The sequence below is a fragment of the Sphingosinithalassobacter tenebrarum genome (genome assembly GCF_011057975.1).
In the GTDB taxonomy this organism is placed as follows: Bacteria; Pseudomonadota; Alphaproteobacteria; order Sphingomonadales; family Sphingomonadaceae; genus Sphingomonas; species Sphingomonas tenebrarum.
This window is the reverse complement of the sequence record NZ_CP049109.1, coordinates 638,717-655,741: the sequence shown is the minus strand read 5'-3', so window position 1 is coordinate 655,741 and position 17,025 is coordinate 638,717. Positions and strand designations below refer to the sequence as shown.

Below are 17,025 nucleotides of genomic sequence, written 5' to 3'. Positions count from 1 at the left end.
CGCGCGTTACCCACAGGCTTTTGCGTGCGGGCTTCTGCCGATTCTTATAGATCGGGCAGGGCCTGCTCGGTTTCGCCCCAGCCAGAAAGCGCTCGGCTGTTCGCGCGTTCGATCAGCGTATCGGCGTCCCTGACGTTCCAGTGTTGCGGCGAATTGATGTCGCGCAGCTCGCTCCACGTCACCGGCACCGCCACCGGGGCGCCCGGTCGGGCGCGCGCGACATAGGGCAGCACCGCCGTCGATCCGCGCTGGTTGCGCAGATAATCGATGAAGATCTTTCCCTTGCGGCTCGCCTTCTTGAGGTTGGCGGTGAAGCGATCAGGTTCGCTCTGCGCGATGGCGCGCGCGAAGCGTTCGGCAAAGCTCTTCACTTCGGGCCAGTGCGCACGCGGCGCGAGAGGGACGACCAGATGGACGCCCTTGCCGCCGGTGAGCATTGGAAAGCTGGTGAGCCCGATATCGGCGAGATGCTGTTTCAGGTCCTCGGCGGCCTTCTTCACATCCCTGAAATCGAGCCCTTCGTCGGGATCGAGATCGAACACCATCCGATCGGGGGTTTCTACATCGCTCGCGCGTGCGCCCCAGCCGTGAAACTCGATCGTGCCCATCTGGACGCAGGCCAATATGCCGTCGGCATCGTCGACATAGAGATAGGGTTCGGTCGATCCGTCCTTTTCGCGAATGTCGACATGGCGAACATGGTCGCCAAAGCTGCCGGCATCGTGCTTCTGGAAGAAACATTGCTTGGCGCGCCCCTGCGGACAGCGGACGAGGCTGATCGGCCGGTCGGCGATCCAGGGGAGCATGATCGGCGCGACCGCGGCGTAATAATCGGCCAAGTCGCCCTTGGTGACTTTCGCATCGGGGAAGATCACCCGGTCACGGCTCGTGATCTTCACGTCCGATTGCGCCGGTTCGGGCACGGGCTGGGCGTTTTCGTCCACGACATCCTCCGCCGCCTTGTCCTCGCGCAGCCCCTGGAAACTGGCATGCCGCACGACATTCTCGGCAGTATATTCGGCAAAGGCGATTTCGGCGACAAGTCCGGGCGTCACCCATTGCGCGCCCCTCGCTGCCGATTTGGGCACGTCGAGCGGCGGCGTCTTGCGCGCCAGCCGATCAAGCTTTGACCGGACGTCATCCATCATTTCGGTATCGAATCCGGTGCCCACCTTGCCGCGATATTCGAGCCCATCCTTGCCCTGCACGGCAAGCAGCAGCGACGCGAAGGCGCGCCCCTTCGAACTGCTCGGCAGCCAGCCGACAATGACGAATTCCTGCCGCCGGGTGCATTTCACCTTGAGCCAGTTCCTGGTCCGCGTGCCGCGATAGGGCGCGTCGGCGCGTTTCGAGACAATGCCTTCATAGCCTTCGCGGCACATCGCGGCGTAGAGCTTCTCGCCCGCGCCGAGGACATGTTCGGCGAAGGCGATGCGTTCGTCGGCATTGCCAAGCAACGGGCGCAGCCGCTCCTTGCGCTGGATCTGCGGGAGTTTGGTCAGGTCCTTGCCGTCGCATTCGAGCAGGTCGAAGGCGAAGAAGGTTAGCCCCGTGCCGCCCGCCGAAATCGCTTCCTGCAGCGTCGAGAAATCGGGGCGCCCCTCCTTGAACGCAACGATCTCGCCGTCGATCAACGCACTCTCGGCAGCGATGCTGGTCGAGGCTTCGGCGATACCGGGGAATTTGTCGGTCCAGTCGAGACCGGAACGCGTGAAGATGCGCGGCCCGCCCTTCCCGATAGCGAGCAGCGCGCGATAGCCGTCATATTTGACTTCGTGCAGCCAGCGGTTTCCGCCGGGGACGGTGTCGACGAGCGTCGCTAGCTGCACGTCGCGGAATTTGGGGAGTTTTCTTCCCCCGGAGGGGGAGGGGGACCGCGACGCGGAGCGTCGTGGTGGAGGGGTATTTTCGTCGGGCGAATCGCTTGCGGCAACTACCCCTCCACCCGCTTCGCTGGTCCCCCTCCCCCTACGGGGGCGGAATTCGGGGTCCTTGCCCTCGGCAATCTCCTGCATTGTCCGGCCGGTCTGCACGCTGGTCAGCCCCTGCTCGACCAGCATGTCCGTGCCGCCCGCGAACGAATCGTCGATCTTGCGCAGCAGCCAGTTCTCGCGCTTTTCCTTGCCGCGCGGCTTCATTCGGATGAGCAGCCACTCGCCCTGCATCCGCTGCCCATGCAGCCGGAAATGCAAATGCCCCCTGGCGAGATCTTCGGCGCTCTTGCCTTCGACCGGCTCCCAGGTTCCCGAATCCCACAGCATCACCGTACCGCCGCCATATTGATCCTGCGGAATCGTCCCTTCGAAATCGGCATAGCTCAGCGGATGATCCTCGGTACGCACCGCGAGCCGCTTTTCGCCTGGATCGAGGCTCGGCCCGCGCGTCACCGCCCAGCTCTTGAGCACGCCATCGGCTTCAAGGCGGAAGTCCCAGTGGAGCCGGGTGGCGTCATGTTTCTGCACGATGAAGCGATTGCCGCCCGATTTGCCGGTTGCGCCCTTGGGCTCCCGCGTCTTCGCGAAATCGCGTTTCTCGTTATAGCGGGCGAGGAGATCGGGTTCGGCCATGACGGATCACCCCGAAGCGCGCTTCTTGCCCGAGGATTTCGCCTTCTTCCCCTCGGGTTTTTCGAGCGAATCCTTGAGCGCGGCCATCAGGTCGACGACATTCGAGCCGCGCTGGCCGCCGCCGGCTTCCTCGGCATCCTCGACGATCTTGCCGCCCTTGGACTTGCGCTTGCGGGCGATCAGTTCCTGCAGCGCATCGACATAGCGATTGTGAAATTCGCTCGCGTCGAAGCTGCCCGACTTCTTCTCGATCAACGATTCGGCCAGGTCGAGCAACTCCTTGTCGGGCTTGTCGTCGGAAATGTCGCGGAAATAACTCTGCGCCTTGCGCACTTCCTCGGCATAGCGCAGCGTTTCGAGCACCATGCCGCGCCCGCACGGCTTGAGGCTCACCACATATTCGCGTCCGCGAAGCGCGAGCTGCCCGAGCCCAACTTTCTTCGTCCGTCGCAGCGCCTCGCGCAGCACGATGAACGCTTCTTCGGCAAGGTCGTCTGCCGGCACGACGAAATAGGGCTTGTCGTAATAGAGGACGTCGATTTCGTTGGCATCGACAAACTGAGTGAGTTCGAGCGTCTTCTTCGATTCGAGCTTCACTGCGTCGATCTCGTCCTGATCGAGCAGGACATAGCTGCCCTTTTCGACTTCATAGCCTTTCATGATCTCGTCGGTATCGACCGGGCCGACGCCGGTGACGACCTTTTCATAATGGATCGGTTTGCCGGTGGGCTCGTGGATCTGGCGGAAGGAGACCGACGCGCCCGATTTGGTCGCGGTGTAGATTTCCACCGGGATCGAAACCAGCGCCAGCCGTATCTGTCCCTGCCAATAGGCGCGTGCCGCCATTGCCTGCTCCGTTCGTTGCAACGGCGATTCAAATCACAGGCGCGCGACTCGTTCCTCGACAGCTTCGCGGGGGCGGCGTAAACGGCCGCGCATGGTGGACGATCCGATCGCGCTGTTCGATGACTGGTTTGCGCAGGCGCAGGCCAAGGAGCTCAATGACGCCAATGCGATGGCGGTGGCGACGGCCGATGCTTCGGGCGCGCCTTCGGTCCGCATGGTGCTGCTCAAGGATCATGGCCCCGAAGGCTTTACCTTCTACACCAATGGCGAGAGCCGCAAGGGCGACGAGCTTGCCGCCAATCCGTGCGCGGCATTGCTTTTCCACTGGAAGTCGCTGCGGCGGCAGGTGCGTGTCGAAGGGCCGGTCGAGCGGGTCAGCAGTGAAGAGGCCGATGCCTATTTCGCGACGCGCGGCCGCGATTCGCAGCTCGGCGCCTGGGCTTCGGACCAGTCGCATCCGCTGCCCAGCCGCGATGTCTTCGAAACGCGCTACGAAGCGATGCGCGAACAGTTCGAAGGCAGCGACGTGCCCCGCCCGCCGCATTGGGGTGGCTGGCGCGTGGTGCCCGAACGTATCGAATTCTGGCAGGACCGCGAACACCGCCTCCACGAACGCCGGCTCTTCTGCCGCGAAACCGCGCCGGGCGGCGATGCCTGGTCGGAGACGCTGCTCTATCCTTGACGAGGCGGGAGTCTGTTTCCGCACACCCGTTTGCGCTGAGCTTGTCGAAGCCTGTCCTGAGCGCCTGCCTTGGCAGGCAGTCGAAGGGCGCCGTACTTCTTCTCGCAACGGCTGGAAGAAGACAGAACAGGGCTTTGACAAGCTCAGCCCCAACGGCGGTTTGCAGGGGGCAGGCGCTTAGGCGGCCGCTAGCTCCGCTCGTTCGGTTTCCCGTATCCAGCCGCCGCCCAGCACCCGGTCGCCCGCATAGAGCACCGCCGCCTGCCCGGGCGCGACACCATATTCGGGGGTGTCGAACACCACCCGGTCGCCTTCGAGCCGCGCGGGCACGGGCTTGGCCATCGAGCGGACCTTGGCGTGGAGCGGGCCGGTGAAATCGCCGCCGATCCAGTTGAGTCCCTCGATCCGCGCCGCGCGCACCGCCAGTGCCGATTTCGGACCGACGATCACGCGCTTCGCTTCGGCATCGAGCGCGACGACATAGAGCGGTTCTGCCTGACCGCCAATCTCCAGCCCGCGGCGCTGACCGACGGTGAAATGGATCAGCCCCCTGTGCTCGCCGAGCTTGTTACCGGCCTGATCGACGATATCGCCCTGCGTTTCGGCTTCGGGGCGCAGCTTCTTGACCAGCGAGGCATAATCGCCGTCGGGAACGAAACAGATATCCTGGCTGTCGGGCTTGCCCGCGACACCGAGGCCGATTTCGGCGGCAAGCTCGCGCACGCGCGGCTTGGGCATGCTTCCCAGGGGGAAACGGAGGAAATCCAGCTGATCCTGCGTCGTCGCGAACAGGAAATAGCTCTGGTCGCGCGCGGGATCGGCGGCACGGTGCAGCTCGGCGCCCGCCGGCCCTTCGACGCGCCGGACATAATGGCCGGTGGCCAGGCAATCGGCGCCGAGGTCGCGGGCAAGGGCGAACAGATCGGTGAATTTCACGCCCATATTGCACTTCACACACGGAATCGGCGTGCGGCCGGAAAGATATTCGTCGGCGAAATCGTCGATCACCGATTCGCGGAAACGGCTCTCGTGATCGAACACATAATGGGCGATTCCCAGCCGATCGCACACCGCGCGCGCATCGCGAATGTCGCGCCCCGCGCAGCAGCTTCCCGCGCGTCCGACTGCCTCGCCATGATCGTAAAGCTGAAGCGTCACGCCGATCGTTTCGGCACCGGTCCGGGCGGCCAGCGCGGCCACGACCGAGCTGTCGACGCCGCCCGACATGGCAACGACGATCCGCCGCCCCGAAAGCGGCCCGGCAAGCTGGAATTCCCCGGAGGTCATCGCCGCGCCCATAGAGTGTCCCGCGCCGGGATGCAAAATTTTGCGGGCCTTTACGGGACCTTCAGCACTCGCCCGTACAACCGCTCTTCCAAGACGAGTAGTAATCGGATGCGTATTTGTGGACCTGAGCTTCGCCCGCCTGGATCGGGATACCGCCGTCACTGCATTGCCAACGGAGCTGGCGGTGCTGATGGTCGGCGTCGCCGCGCGACAGGCGGCAAGCGCCACGGCATCGACTCAGACGCGGCTTACCGCTGCGGCGGGCGAAGCCGATCTGCTGGCTCCCGAACATGGTGCCTTTCATCGCCCCACGGCGCTGGCGCTGTTGCGCGCGGGAACCGCTTTCCTGCCCCGGATCGAAACCGGTTCCTTCGCGTCAAGCGATTGGAAACAGGAATGAAGACGGCGTTTACCCTGCCGTTTCAGGCAATGTTGAATCAGTCGGCGCTAAAGCCGTTGTCAGTGTTCAGAGAGGGGGCCCCCCGCCCCGATCGAGGTCAGTGAATGATTGAGAATCAGAAGATCCGCCCCGCCAAGGTCATCGGTCCGCTCGGCGAACCGCTGACGCTCGATACGCTGCCGCCGCCGAACACGACTCGCTGGGTCGTACGGCGCAAGGCCGAAGTCGTGGCCGCGGTGAATGGCGGGCTGCTGACCGTCGACGAGGCCTGCGACCGCTATGGCCTGACGGTCGAGGAATTCGCCGGATGGCAGCGCGCGATCGATCGGTCGGGTATGCCCGGGCTGCGCGTCACCCGCATCCAGCACTATCGCTCGCTCTACGAACGCCAGCAGAAATTCTGATCCCCCGGGCCGACCGATCCGCCCCGATCCGGTCGGCCGCCCCCCTGCACCGCCAGCCGCATTCGGAACCAAGCAGCCCCGTTGCGAGTCTTACCTCCCGTGGCCCGGAACGAACCCGGGCGTGTTCGCCCGGAAGCCACCGGGCATAAACGGAGGGATTTGGACATGAGTCTTGTTGGACTTCTCGTCTGGCTCGTCGTTGGCGGTATCGTCGGCTGGCTGGCCTCGATCATCATGCGTACCGATGCCCAGCAGGGCATTTTCCTCAACATCGTCGTCGGTATCGTCGGCGCGCTGATTGGTGGCTGGCTGCTTGGCAGCAGCATCAATGAAGGCATCACCGTGGGCACGTTCCTGGTGTCGCTGCTCGGCGCGGTGATCCTGCTCGCGATCGTCAATCTGGTTCGCCGCGGCGCTGTGCGCTGATCGGCAACCTTGAGCCCGCTTGAAAAGGGGTCGCGCGATGCGCGACCCCTTTTTTCATGTCCGGGCGGTCATTTGAGCAGGAAACGTACCGTCACCGTGACCGTCACATCCTGTTCGCCCGGCAGCACCTGCGTATCGGCCGATTCGGCGCGCGCCATATAGCCCATCGGCATCGGCCCGCCGCCCCGATCGGCGCCTTCGCTGATCGAAAGGATGCGATCAACGCTCAGCCCCGCCGCCGAGGCATAGAGTTCGGCGCGTGCCCGCGCGGTACGGATCGCGTCGGCCCGCGCTTCGTCCATCGCGCCCTGCGGTTCGGCAAGGCCCAGGCTCGGTCCGTTGATGTTGTTCGCCCCCTGGGCGACGAGCAGATCGAGGATAGCCCCGCTGTTTTCGATGTCGCGAAACCGCACGCGCACGCTGTTCGACGCCTGATAGCCGGTGATGACCGGCGGCTGATTATCCTCGCGCCGATATTGCGGCGACAGGTTGATGTTGGACGTCTGGATATCGCGATCGGCGATACCGGCACGCTTCAGCGCCGCGATCACGCGCGCCATCCGCGCGCTGTTCGCCTGCATCGCTTCGGCCGCAGTCGCGCCCTGTGTCACCACCCCGGCGCTGATCGTCGCCAGATCGGGCGTGCGCGTTGTGCTTCCTTCGGCGACCACCGTCAGCATCGTGCCCTGCATGGCATGCATTGCGGGCATCGGCGGATGCGCCATGTCCTGCGCGCGCGCCGGCACGGCGCTCGTCGCCAGCGCCGCGGCGCCCAGCGCCAGCGTTGCCGTAAGTGTTCGCATTATCGCTCTCCTGGAAATGAAAAAGTCCCGCCCGCGGTGGTATGAACCGCGAGCGGGACCTTAATGTTTCGTGCTTGCACGCCCGATGAACGGTCGCCGCGATCAGCGGACCCGGCGCACCATCACGATACGATACAGCGCCAGCAGTACCACCGCGCCGCCCGTGGCGGCGGCGTAGCTTTCAAAGCCGCCGTCGAGCGTATATCCCATCGACTGGGCAACGAACCCGGCCAGCAGCGCGCCGGCAATACCGATCAGGATCGTGACGATAATACCGCCCGGATCCTTGCCGGGCATGATGATCTTGCCCAGCACGCCGGCGACGAGACCGATCAAAAGCCAGCCGAACCAACCGCGTTCCATATCTTCCTCCCGTTTTCGGGCCCTACCCTGCGGAACCCGCTTCAAGCGTCGCGCGATGAGGCCGATCATGCAACCCGTTTCTTGGCGGAAACGATCCACTGCCTTGCGAAAACAGCCGAATGACGGCAATGCGCCGCGCAGTCTGAAAAACCACCGTTGCGATCGGTGATTTATTCAGATAACACAGTTGGTATCCGCAAATCGAGGCGCTCCGGCCGCACGGGATACCCGCATGAATTACGAGGCAAAGATGTTCGCAGAGGACGGTCAGAAGGCGCTTCCCGGTGAGGAAGGCCGCAGCAGTCGCCGATGGTGGATCATCGGCGGGATCGTTGCCGTTCTGGCGCTTGTCGCAGCCGTCTTCCTGTTTTCCGGCGGTAGCGACGACGGCGCCGCCGCCGACAAGGCCGCGGCCCAGCGCGAGGGGCAGATTCCGACCGTGACGGTCGCGGTTCCCGGCAGGCAGGCGATCCAGCGCGTCGTCTCCGGCACGGGTTCGCTCGCTGCGCGCCGCGAAATGCCCGTCGGCGTGGTCGGCGAAGGCGGCATGGTCACGCGCGTCCTTGTCGAGCCCGGCGACTGGGTCCGCGCCGGTCAGGTGCTCGCGCGGATCGATCGCTCGGTCCAGTCGCAGACGGTCGAATCGCTCCAGGCGCAGGTGCGCGTGGCGCGCGCCGACGCCGAAATCGCCCAGTCCGAACTCGATCGCGCCAAGCAGCTCGTCGATCGCGGCTTTGTTTCGCAGGCCGATGTCGAGCGCAAGACCGCGACGCGCGATTCGGCAGTGGCGCGCGTCCGCGTCGCCGAGGCGCAGCTTGCGGAGGCCCGTGCGCGCAACAACCGGCTCGACATCCGCGCGCCCGAGGCGGGTCTAATCCTTACACGCAACGTCGAACCCGGCCAGGTGGTGAGCCCGGGAAGCGGCACGCTGTTCCGCATCGCCAAGGGCGGGCAGATGGAATTGCGCGCCCAGCTGCCCGAGGACGACCTGCAGCAACTGCACGCCGGCGTTCCCGCCCAGGTGTCGCCGGTCGGCACCGACCAGGTCTTCGAAGGCGAGGTCTGGCAGGTTTCGCCGGTGATCGATCCGCAGACGCGCCAGGGCATCGCGCGCATTTCGCTCTCCTATGATCCGGCGCTGCGCCCGGGCGGCTTTGCCAGCGCGCGCATCGTTGCGGGATCGAACGAAGCACCGATGCTGCCGCAATCGGCGATCCAGAGCGACGCGAACGGCAATTACGTCTATATTCTCAACGATCAGGACGAAGCCGTGCGCCGTCCGATTCGCGCGGGCGAGGTTTCGGACGAAGGCGTCGCGATCGTCGACGGGCTGAACGGCAACGAACGCGTCGTTCTGTCGGCCGGCGCGTTCCTCAATGAAGGCCAGAAGGTCAAGCCGGAGCTCAAGACGCTTCGCTAAGTCACGCATTCCGTTAGGACCCAAGTCATGAGCTTCCGCAACATCTCGGCATGGTCGATCCGCAATCCGGTGCCGCCGATCGTGCTGTTCATCGCGCTGACGCTCGCGGGAATCGTGAGCTTCATGACGATGGAGGTGAATAACGAGCCCGACATCGAATTCCCGATCGTCTGGGTGAACATCAGCCAGCCCGGCGCCGCGCCAAGCGAACTGGAAACCCAGATCACTCAGCGCGTCGAATCGGCGGTGCGCAGCCTGCAGGGCATCGACCAGATCGATTCGACGATTACCGAAGGCAATTCGCAGACAATCGTCCAGCTCGACATCGGCACGCCGATCGACCGCGCCGTCAACGACGTGCGCGAAGCGGTGTCGCAGATCCGCGGTGAGCTGCCCGACGGCATTCTCGAGCCGCGCGTCGGCCGCGCCAACACCAGCGACAACGATATCGCCAGCTTCACCGCCATCGCCACCGACATGACGATGGAAGAGCTGAGCTGGTATGTCGACAACAGCGTCGCCAAGGAACTGTTGTCGGTCGAGGGCATGTCGACGGTCGACCGGATCGGCGGCGTCGACCGCGAAATCCGCGTCATCCTCGACCCCGCCAAGCTGCAGGCACTCGGCATCACCGCCAGCCAGGTGAACGGCCAGCTTCGCCAGACCAATCTGAACGCCGCAGGCGGACGCACCGAAATTTCGGGCACCGAACAGTCGGTGCGCGTGCTCGGCAACGCCGACACCGCGATCACCCTGGGCGCCACGCAGATATCGGTCGGCGGCGGCCGCACCGTGAAGCTGAGCGACATCGCCGAAGTCCGCGACAGCTATGCCGAAGTGCGCAGCCTCGCCGAATGGAACGGTCGCCCCGTGCTCGCCTTCGACATCAAGCGCGCCAAGGGCGCATCTGACGTGGCGGTATTCCACGGTGCGATGGAAAAGCTGAAGACGCTCGAGGAACGCAATCCCAAGGTGCGGTTCGAAATCCTGTTCAACAGCGTCGAATATACCGAGGAACAATATCACAGTGCGATCGACGCGCTGGTTGAAGGCGCGGTGCTCGCCGTGATCGTCGTCTTCCTGTTCCTGCGCGACTGGCGCGCGACGATCATTTCCGCGCTCGCCATCCCGCTGTCGGCGATCCCGACCTTCTGGTTCATGGACATGCTGGGCTTCACGCTCAACCAGATGACGCTGCTCGCGCTCAGCCTGGTCGCGGGCGTGCTGGTCGACGATGCGATCGTGGAAATCGAGAATATCGTGCGCCACATGCGGATGGGCAAATCGGCCTATCAGGCATCGATCGACGCCGCCGACGAAATCGGAGTGGCGGTGCTCGCCACCACCATGTCGATCGTCGCGGTGTTCCTGCCGGTCGGCATGATGCCGGGCGTTTCGGGCCAGTTCTTCAAGAATTTCGGGCTGACGGTGGTCGCCGCGGTGCTGATGTCGCTGGCGGTGGCGCGCATGCTGACGCCGATGATCGCGGCCTATTTCCTGAAGGCCAAGGGCCATGCCACGCACGGCGAGGGCTTCTTGATGGACCAGTATATGAAGGTGCTGCGCTGGACGCTGCGGCACCGCTGGTCGGCGGTGGTCGGCGGCGCGGTTGCGATGGCACTGACGGTCTGGTGCTTCGCGACGATCCCGCAGACGTTCCAGCCGCCGCAGAATCGCGATTCGACCAGCGCCTCGATCGAAATGGTGCCCGGCACGACTCTCGAACAGACCGAAGCGGTGGTCGATCGCGTCGACGCGCTGCTGCGCGCGCAGCCGCAGGTCGAGAATACCTATGCCCGGACCTATGTCGGCAACGGACGCGTCGTCGCGCTGCTGAAGGACGATCGCGACCTTACCAGCACGCAGTTCGAGCGCGGGCTGGCGCCCGAACTCAACAAAATCCCCGATGCCCGCGTCAGCTTCAATTCGAGCATGAGCTGGGGCGGCAGCGGCCGCGACATCACCATCACGCTGGGCGGCGAGGACCCCGAACTGCTCGAGCAGACCGGGATCAAGCTGGTCCGCGAAATGGCGGGTCTCGACACGCTGGTCGCACCGCGCATCACCGGCGACCTGCAGCGCCCCGAAATCGTCATCAAGCCGCGGCTTGATCTCGCCGCCAATCTCGGCGTCACGACCGCCGCGCTTTCGGGCGCGATCCGCATCGCGACGCTGGGCGAGATCGATCAGAATGCCGCGAAATTCTCGCTTTCCGACCGCCAGATTCCGATCCGGGTCGCGCTGTCGGAAAATTCGCGCGAGCGCCTTTCGACAATCCAGAACCTGCCGGTTCCGACGCAAACCGGCGGCACCGTGCCGCTGAGCGTCGTCGCCGACATCGATTTCGGCATGGGGCCGACGCGCATCCAGCGCATCAATCAGCAGCGGCGGCTGGTGATCGGCGCCGATCTGGCTCCCGATATCGTCAGCGGCGTCGCGATGGAGCAGATCCACGAACTGCCGACGATGCAGAACCTGCCCGTCGGCGTGAACGAACTCGTCACCGGCTCGGCGAAATGGCAGGCCGAGATGATCACCAATTTCATCATCGCCGTCATTTCCGGCGTGTTCCTGGTCTTCGCCGTGCTGGTGCTGCTTTATCGCCGCTTCGTGTCGCCGCTGGTCAATATGGGATCGCTGATGCTGGCGCCGCTCGGCGGCCTGCTTGCGCTCAAGATCACCGGCGACCCGATCTCGCTACCGGTCTATATCGGCATATTGATGCTGCTCGGCATCGTCGCGAAGAACTCGATCCTGCTGATCGACTTCGCGCTCGAGGAAATGGAGAAGGGCGTCGACAAGGTTACGGCGATCATCGACGCCGGGCACAAGCGCGCCCAGCCGATCGTGATGACCACCGTCGCGATGGTCGCGGGCATGGTGCCGACGGCGCTGTCGCTGTCGGGCGACTCCTCGTTCCGCACGCCGATGGGCATCACCGTGATCGGCGGCCTCATTCTGTCGACGGTGCTGACGCTGCTGATCGTCCCGGCGAGCTTCAGCCTGGTGCTGGGTCTCGAAAAATGGGCCGGTCCGCGCCTGTCGCGACGCCTGCTCACCTATCGCCCGGGCGACGAGGGCCCCAAGGCGATCGATCACCAGCCGGGCGGGCGTATCGGCTACCACCCCGGCCATCCGGGCGGCGACGAGCCGCACCCGGCGGAGTGAACCTTGAGGCGGTTCGACTATTGAGGCGGGGATGACTGTTCGTTCCCGCCTCCGCTCTGCCGAGCCGCCGCCGCCCGCGCTGGTGCGGATGCGCTGGATCGCCACCCTGATGCTGGTGGTCATGGCGACCACCTTCATCCTCGCCTCGCGCTATGAAGACGTGCACCCCGCGATCGGCTTTCTCCGCGCCTTTGCCGAGGCGGCGATGGTCGGCGGCCTTGCCGACTGGTTCGCGGTCACCGCACTGTTCCGCCACCCGCTCGGGCTACCGATCCCGCACACCGCGATCATCCCGCGCAACAAGGACCGGATCGGCGACACGCTCGCGTGCTTCCTGCGCGACAATTTCCTCACCCCCGGCGTCGTCGCGCGGCGGATGCACCGGATCGACGTCGCGGGCGCCGCCGGGCGCTGGCTCACCGATCCGCGCGGATCGCGCGGGCGGGTGCAGCAGGGCGCGGCAAGGCTGCTCGCCGATGCGCTCGAGGCGCTAGACCAGGATCGCCTCGGCGGCATGGCCAAGCGCGCGATCGGCGGCCAGCTGCGCACGATGAAGATATCCGCCCCGCTCGGCCGCGTGCTCGACAGCGCGATCGCCGAGGATCGGCATATCCCGCTGCTCGACGGCATCATTCGCTGGGCGGCGCGTGTGCTCGACGCCAACGAGCATCTGATCCGCGACATGGTGCATCAGCGCGCGGGCAGCATCCTGCGCTGGACCGGGCTCGACGAACGGCTCGCCAACGCGATCATCGACGGGCTGGCAAAGCTGATCGTCGAAATGGCCGAGGACCCGCATCACCCGCTGCGCGCCAAGGCCGAGGAAGGGCTGGCAAAGCTCGCCGCCGACCTGCAATTCGACCCGGTGACCCAGGAGCGCGTCGAGGCGTTCAAGATCGAGATGCTCGACAATCCCGCGCTCGACCGCTGGTGGATGGGCATATGGGAATCGGCGCGCGCGGGTCTGCTCCGCTTCGCACGCGATCCCGAAGCCGCGTTCAAGGGCGAACTGGGCGAGGCGCTGCGCCAGCTCGGCGAGACGCTCCAGCGCGAACCCGCGCTCGCCGCCACCGTCAATCGCTTCGTGCGCCGCACCGCCGTCGGCGTCGCCAATGATTATGGCGACGCGATCGTCCGGTTGGTGTCCGACACGGTGCGCGGCTGGGACGCCGAAACGATCACCGGCCGCATGGAAAACGCCGTCGGCCGCGACCTGCAGTTCATCCGTATCAACGGGACTTTGGTCGGCGGGATGGTAGGCGTGGCGATCCACGCGGTTTCGGCGGTGCTTTAGCTCCGGCCTTGGCGTTTCACGAGAAAAGCCCTTAGGAAACGCGGCGCGGATCAAAGGACGATATTGTGACTGGCGAACAGGAAACGAAAGTAAAGAGCTCGGCACGGCAGCGTGCGGACGCGATCAAGCAGTTCCGCTGCAAGAACCTGATCGTCGTTATCGAAAACCCGCAAAACCCGCGCAATATCGGCACGGTTATTCGTAATGTGAACGCCCTGGGAGCCGAGAAGGTCTATGTGGTGGATTCACGCGGCATCCTTTCGGACGACTGGCAGGAGCTGCGCGAAGAGAACAAGCTGTCCAAGCTTTCGGTTTCGGCCGTCAAATGGACGTTCGTGAAGCGATTCGACAGCACTGAAGCTTGTCTGGCGCATCTGGAGAAGAATCACTTTGTTTCGATCGTCACGTCCCCGCACGTGAAGGGAAAGACGAACGTCTTTCTTCACGAAGGGGACTATACGGAGCATGCCAAGCTGGCGGTTTGGTTCGGCAATGAAGCGATCGGGATCAGCGATCTTGCCGTCGAACGTAGCGAGATGTGCGTCGCAATTCCTATGTTCGGAATGATCGAAAGCCTGAATCTCGGCACAAGTACGGGTATCGTTCTGTACGAAGTGACCAAGCAGCGGCGCGAATATCAAAGCAAATACCGATTGCGCGATCATCGCGGCGCTCGTGCGGAACCGCTGCCCACCGTGATCGAACCCAAAGCCTAACCCCGCCAGTCGAGAATCTCCCACCCCCGCTCGACCGCCATCTTGCGCAGCGGCCCGTGCGCGTTGACTGCGAACCCCTCATCCGCCCAGCCCAAAAGCGGCGCATCGGACACATGGTCGCTATAGGCACGCACCTGCGCTTCGCCGCGCGCGATGCCGTTTTTTTGCATCCATGCCTCGATCATGCGGAGCTTTGCGGGGCCGTAACAGTTTTCCCCTTCGATGAGCGAAAGCAGATCCCCCTCCGCATTGCGCCGCGCCTGCGTCGCGACGACATCGTCGAAGCCGAGCCGCTTCGCAATCGCCTGCGCATAATAGCCGTGCGAAGCCGTCGCCATCACCAGCCGGTATCCGGCGGCGCGATCCGCCGCGATCCGCGTCCGCGCGCCTTCGAGCGTGTTGGTATGCGCCACGTCTTCGGCATAGCTTTCGGCAAGGCCCGTTGCGGCCTCATGCGACACGCGGTCGCCGAGCATCAGCCGCTGCGTCACTTGCTTGAGCGCCCCGCGATCGAGCAGCTTGGCCGCATAGCCCAGCGTCGCCAGACCCGCGAGCGGCAACAGCGCGAGGCGCCACGGCGCGCGACGCTTCGCCGCGTGGATCAGGAACGGCGTCCAGGTGGGCGCGCGGGTGATCGTCTTGTCCATGTCGTAAACGGCGAGATAGTGCATGGGCCGACACTGGCCCCTCACCGCTTGCCGATCCAGTACAAATCCCCCAATGTCGCGCGCGATGACCGTCATGGCCGATTTCCAACGGGTTGAGACCGGCAGCGGGACGCTGCTTCGCTTCACGGGTGACTTGTCACTCGCGACGATCGGCGACCTGCCCGAACGACTCCAGGGCGTCGAGCCGGTCGACGGCGTCGACCTGAGCGAAGTCCATCGTATTGATACGGTCGGCGCGTGGATGGTGCATCGCTTCGCGGCCGAGCGCGAAATTCCCGTCTCGGGGCTCGAGGGTGACGAAGCCGCGCTCTACGATCAGGTCGCGCGCGCCGCCGATCAGCCGGTGGCGCAGCCCAGGGAAGAATATGGGCTGCTCCTGCGCATCGTCGCCGAAACCGGCGAGGCAGTGATCACGTCGTTCAAGACATTGTACGGATTGCTCGGTTTCATGGGGGCGACTCTGATCGCCTTCTGGAACGTGGCCTGCCATCCGCGCCGCTTCCGGCTCAATGCGACGGTGCATCGCTTCGAAGTCGTCGGCGTCTCCGCACTCGGTATCATCGGACTGATGAGCTTCCTGATCGGCATCGTCATCGCGCAGCAAGGCGCGGTGCAGCTCCGGCAATTCGGCGCCGAAGTCTATACGATCAATCTGGTCGGACGAATCACGCTGCGCGAACTGGGCGTATTGATGACGGCGATCATGGTCGCCGGCCGGTCCGGCAGTGCCTTTGCCGCGCAGATCGGCACGATGAAGCTGACCGAGGAAGTCGACGCGATGCGCACGATCGGCGTGTCGCCGATCGAAGCGCTGGTCGTCCCGCGCACGATGGCGGCTGTCGTGATGATGCCGCTGCTCGGCTTTTATGCCTCGCTGATCGCGATCATCGGCGGCGGCCTGCTCTGCTGGGTCGCGCTCGACGTGCCGCCGATCACCTTCGTCCAGCGCATCCGCGAAGTCGTGCCGATCACCGATGTCTGGGTCGGGCTGGTCAAGGCGCCGGTATTCGGCGCGATCATCGCGATCGCGGGCTGTTTCCAGGGGATGCAGGTCGAAGGGGACGCCGAACAGGTCGGTTCACGCACCACCGCGGCGGTGGTGCAGGCGATCTTCCTCGTTATCGTGCTCGACGCGTTCTTCGCAGTCTTCTTCAGCGAGATCGGGTGGATATGAGCGGCGAGGAAGACATCGTCATCCGCGTTCGCGGGCTCCGCAACAGCTTCGGCGAGCAGGTTGTGCACGAGAATCTCGACCTCGACGTGCGGCGCGGCGAGATTATCGGCGTGGTCGGCGGATCGGGTACGGGCAAGTCGGTGCTGATGCGCTCGATCGTCGGGCTGCAGACTCCCGATACGGGGGAAGTCGAAGTCTTCGGCCATGATACGCGCGGCATCGACCCGCAGGAGGAAACCGAGATTCGCAAGCGCTGGGGCGTGCTGTTCCAGGGCGGCGCGCTGTTTTCGACGCTCACCGTCGCGGAAAACGTCCAGGTGCCGCTGCGCGAATTCTATCCCGGCTTCAGCCAGCCGCAGCTCGATGAAATCGCTTCGTACAAGGTGGTGATGACCGGGCTTTCATCCGAAGCCGGTCCCAAATATCCCTCCGAGCTTTCGGGCGGTATGCGCAAGCGCGCCGGCCTTGCCCGGGCGCTCGCGCTCGACCCGGAGCTGTTGTTCCTCGACGAGCCGACCGCGGGGCTCGATCCGATCGGCGCCGCCGCGTTCGACGAACAGACGCGCTCGCTGCAGCGGACGCTGGGGCTGACGGTGTTTCTGATCACGCACGATCTCGATACGCTGCACGCGATCTGCGATCGTGTCGCGGTGCTGGCGGACAGGCATGTGATCGCGGTCGGCACAATCAAGGAGCTGCTCGCGTTGGATCATCCGTGGATCCAGGAATATTTCAACGGACCCCGCGGCCGCGCCGCGACCGCAGGGGCAAACCGGGCCGATGCGCCCACAGGGGCTTGAGGGACTG

Annotated in this window: 16 protein-coding genes; 10 read left to right on the top strand and 6 right to left on the bottom strand. The window is 64.7% G+C overall.

The window, feature by feature from the left end:
* Positions 1–44: 44 nt before the first annotated feature.
* Together ligD and ku are read right to left on the bottom strand one after the other, a co-directional pair.
* A complete protein-coding gene (gene ligD / locus G5C33_RS03285) occupies positions 45–2,567 on the bottom strand; it encodes a DNA ligase D (RefSeq protein WP_165325905.1) in 2,523 nt (840 codons plus the stop codon).
* 6 nt (positions 2,568–2,573) lie between these two features.
* Positions 2,574–3,413 (bottom strand): non-homologous end joining protein Ku, encoded by an 840-nt coding sequence (ku, locus tag G5C33_RS03280; RefSeq protein WP_165325904.1) that lies wholly within the window; start codon positions 3,411–3,413, stop codon positions 2,574–2,576.
* On the opposite strand from ku, the gene pdxH reads away from it, so the two are divergent.
* Positions 3,412–4,095, top strand: a complete 684-nt coding sequence (gene pdxH / locus G5C33_RS03275; RefSeq protein ID WP_228275271.1) for a pyridoxamine 5'-phosphate oxidase — start codon at positions 3,412–3,414, stop codon at positions 4,093–4,095. The genes ku and pdxH overlap by 2 nt on opposite strands.
* Before the next feature lie 177 nt (positions 4,096–4,272).
* Here the strand turns inward: pdxH and mnmA are convergent, their stop codons facing one another.
* Complete coding sequence (gene mnmA, locus G5C33_RS03270) at positions 4,273–5,382, bottom strand: tRNA 2-thiouridine(34) synthase MnmA (RefSeq protein ID WP_165325902.1); 1,110 nt, start codon at positions 5,380–5,382, stop codon at positions 4,273–4,275.
* A gap of 166 nt (positions 5,383–5,548) precedes the next feature.
* Between mnmA and G5C33_RS03265 the strand changes: the two genes are divergently transcribed.
* The 3 genes from G5C33_RS03265 to G5C33_RS03255 all read left to right on the top strand — a co-directional run bounded on the left by G5C33_RS03265 (position 5,549) and on the right by G5C33_RS03255 (position 6,612).
* Positions 5,549–5,782: a hypothetical protein gene (locus tag G5C33_RS03265; RefSeq protein WP_228275176.1), complete on the top strand. Its 234-nt coding sequence runs from the start codon at positions 5,549–5,551 to the stop codon at positions 5,780–5,782.
* A gap of 104 nt (positions 5,783–5,886) precedes the next feature.
* Positions 5,887–6,186 carry a CtrA inhibitor SciP gene (sciP, locus tag G5C33_RS03260; protein WP_165325901.1) on the top strand — a complete coding sequence of 100 codons (300 nt, stop codon included), beginning with the start codon at positions 5,887–5,889 and terminating at the stop codon, positions 6,184–6,186.
* A 165-nt stretch (positions 6,187–6,351) separates the two neighbouring features.
* Positions 6,352–6,612, top strand: a complete 261-nt coding sequence (locus G5C33_RS03255; RefSeq protein WP_165325900.1) for a GlsB/YeaQ/YmgE family stress response membrane protein — start codon at positions 6,352–6,354, stop codon at positions 6,610–6,612.
* A 68-nt stretch (positions 6,613–6,680) separates the two neighbouring features.
* Here G5C33_RS03255 and G5C33_RS03250 read toward each other — a convergent pair whose 3' ends face one another.
* Together G5C33_RS03250 and G5C33_RS03245 are read right to left on the bottom strand one after the other, a co-directional pair.
* Entirely contained in the window at positions 6,681–7,415 is a 735-nt protein-coding gene (locus G5C33_RS03250) for an SIMPL domain-containing protein (protein ID WP_165325899.1), read from the bottom strand.
* Between the two features lie 102 nt (positions 7,416–7,517).
* The gene (locus G5C33_RS03245) at positions 7,518–7,778 is read right to left on the bottom strand and encodes a GlsB/YeaQ/YmgE family stress response membrane protein (RefSeq protein ID WP_165325898.1); all 261 of its coding nucleotides are present in this window, start codon (positions 7,776–7,778) and stop codon (positions 7,518–7,520) included.
* A gap of 232 nt (positions 7,779–8,010) precedes the next feature.
* Between G5C33_RS03245 and G5C33_RS03240 the strand changes: the two genes are divergently transcribed.
* From G5C33_RS03240 to G5C33_RS03225, 4 genes are all read left to right on the top strand, one after another.
* Positions 8,011–9,198 carry an efflux RND transporter periplasmic adaptor subunit gene (locus G5C33_RS03240; RefSeq protein ID WP_165325897.1) on the top strand — a complete coding sequence of 396 codons (1,188 nt, stop codon included), beginning with the start codon at positions 8,011–8,013 and terminating at the stop codon, positions 9,196–9,198.
* A gap of 27 nt (positions 9,199–9,225) precedes the next feature.
* On the top strand, positions 9,226–12,366 hold the full coding sequence (locus tag G5C33_RS03235; RefSeq protein ID WP_165325896.1) for an efflux RND transporter permease subunit: 3,141 nt from the start codon (positions 9,226–9,228) through the stop codon (positions 12,364–12,366).
* A gap of 31 nt (positions 12,367–12,397) precedes the next feature.
* On the top strand, positions 12,398–13,660 hold the full coding sequence (locus tag G5C33_RS03230) for a DUF445 domain-containing protein (RefSeq protein WP_228275175.1): 1,263 nt from the start codon (positions 12,398–12,400) through the stop codon (positions 13,658–13,660).
* A gap of 65 nt (positions 13,661–13,725) precedes the next feature.
* Positions 13,726–14,376: a TrmH family RNA methyltransferase gene (locus tag G5C33_RS03225; protein WP_165325895.1), complete on the top strand. Its 651-nt coding sequence runs from the start codon at positions 13,726–13,728 to the stop codon at positions 14,374–14,376.
* Here G5C33_RS03225 and G5C33_RS03220 read toward each other — a convergent pair.
* The gene (locus G5C33_RS03220; RefSeq protein ID WP_165325894.1) at positions 14,373–15,047 is read right to left on the bottom strand and encodes an HAD family hydrolase; all 675 of its coding nucleotides are present in this window, start codon (positions 15,045–15,047) and stop codon (positions 14,373–14,375) included. The genes G5C33_RS03225 and G5C33_RS03220 overlap by 4 nt on opposite strands.
* 61 nt (positions 15,048–15,108) lie before the next feature.
* On the opposite strand from G5C33_RS03220, the gene G5C33_RS03215 reads away from it, so the two are divergent.
* Together G5C33_RS03215 and G5C33_RS03210 are read left to right on the top strand one after the other, a co-directional pair.
* Complete coding sequence (locus tag G5C33_RS03215; RefSeq protein WP_165325893.1) at positions 15,109–16,218, top strand: ABC transporter permease; 1,110 nt, start codon at positions 15,109–15,111, stop codon at positions 16,216–16,218.
* Positions 16,215–17,018, top strand: a complete 804-nt coding sequence (locus G5C33_RS03210) for an ABC transporter ATP-binding protein (RefSeq protein WP_165325892.1) — start codon at positions 16,215–16,217, stop codon at positions 17,016–17,018. The genes G5C33_RS03215 and G5C33_RS03210 overlap by 4 nt, the downstream gene beginning before the upstream one ends.
* The last annotated feature ends 7 nt before the right edge of the window (positions 17,019–17,025 follow it).

Coding starts and splice junctions, on each gene's coding strand:
- ligD (WP_165325905.1), bottom strand. CDS start 2,567: ATGGCCGAACCCGATCTCCTCGCCCGCTATAACGAGAAACGCGATTTC.
- ku (WP_165325904.1), bottom strand. CDS start 3,413: ATGGCGGCACGCGCCTATTGGCAGGGACAGATACGGCTGGCGCTGGTT.
- mnmA (WP_165325902.1), bottom strand. CDS start 5,382: ATGACCTCCGGGGAATTCCAGCTTGCCGGGCCGCTTTCGGGGCGGCGG.
- sciP (WP_165325901.1), top strand. CDS start 5,887: ATGATTGAGAATCAGAAGATCCGCCCCGCCAAGGTCATCGGTCCGCTC.
- G5C33_RS03255 (WP_165325900.1), top strand. CDS start 6,352: ATGAGTCTTGTTGGACTTCTCGTCTGGCTCGTCGTTGGCGGTATCGTC.
- G5C33_RS03250 (WP_165325899.1), bottom strand. CDS start 7,415: ATGCGAACACTTACGGCAACGCTGGCGCTGGGCGCCGCGGCGCTGGCG.
- G5C33_RS03245 (WP_165325898.1), bottom strand. CDS start 7,778: ATGGAACGCGGTTGGTTCGGCTGGCTTTTGATCGGTCTCGTCGCCGGC.
- G5C33_RS03240 (WP_165325897.1), top strand. CDS start 8,011: ATGAATTACGAGGCAAAGATGTTCGCAGAGGACGGTCAGAAGGCGCTT.
- G5C33_RS03235 (WP_165325896.1), top strand. CDS start 9,226: ATGAGCTTCCGCAACATCTCGGCATGGTCGATCCGCAATCCGGTGCCG.
- G5C33_RS03230 (WP_228275175.1), top strand. CDS start 12,398: ATGACTGTTCGTTCCCGCCTCCGCTCTGCCGAGCCGCCGCCGCCCGCG.
- G5C33_RS03220 (WP_165325894.1), bottom strand. CDS start 15,047: ATGCACTATCTCGCCGTTTACGACATGGACAAGACGATCACCCGCGCG.
- G5C33_RS03215 (WP_165325893.1), top strand. CDS start 15,109: ATGACCGTCATGGCCGATTTCCAACGGGTTGAGACCGGCAGCGGGACG.
- G5C33_RS03210 (WP_165325892.1), top strand. CDS start 16,215: ATGAGCGGCGAGGAAGACATCGTCATCCGCGTTCGCGGGCTCCGCAAC.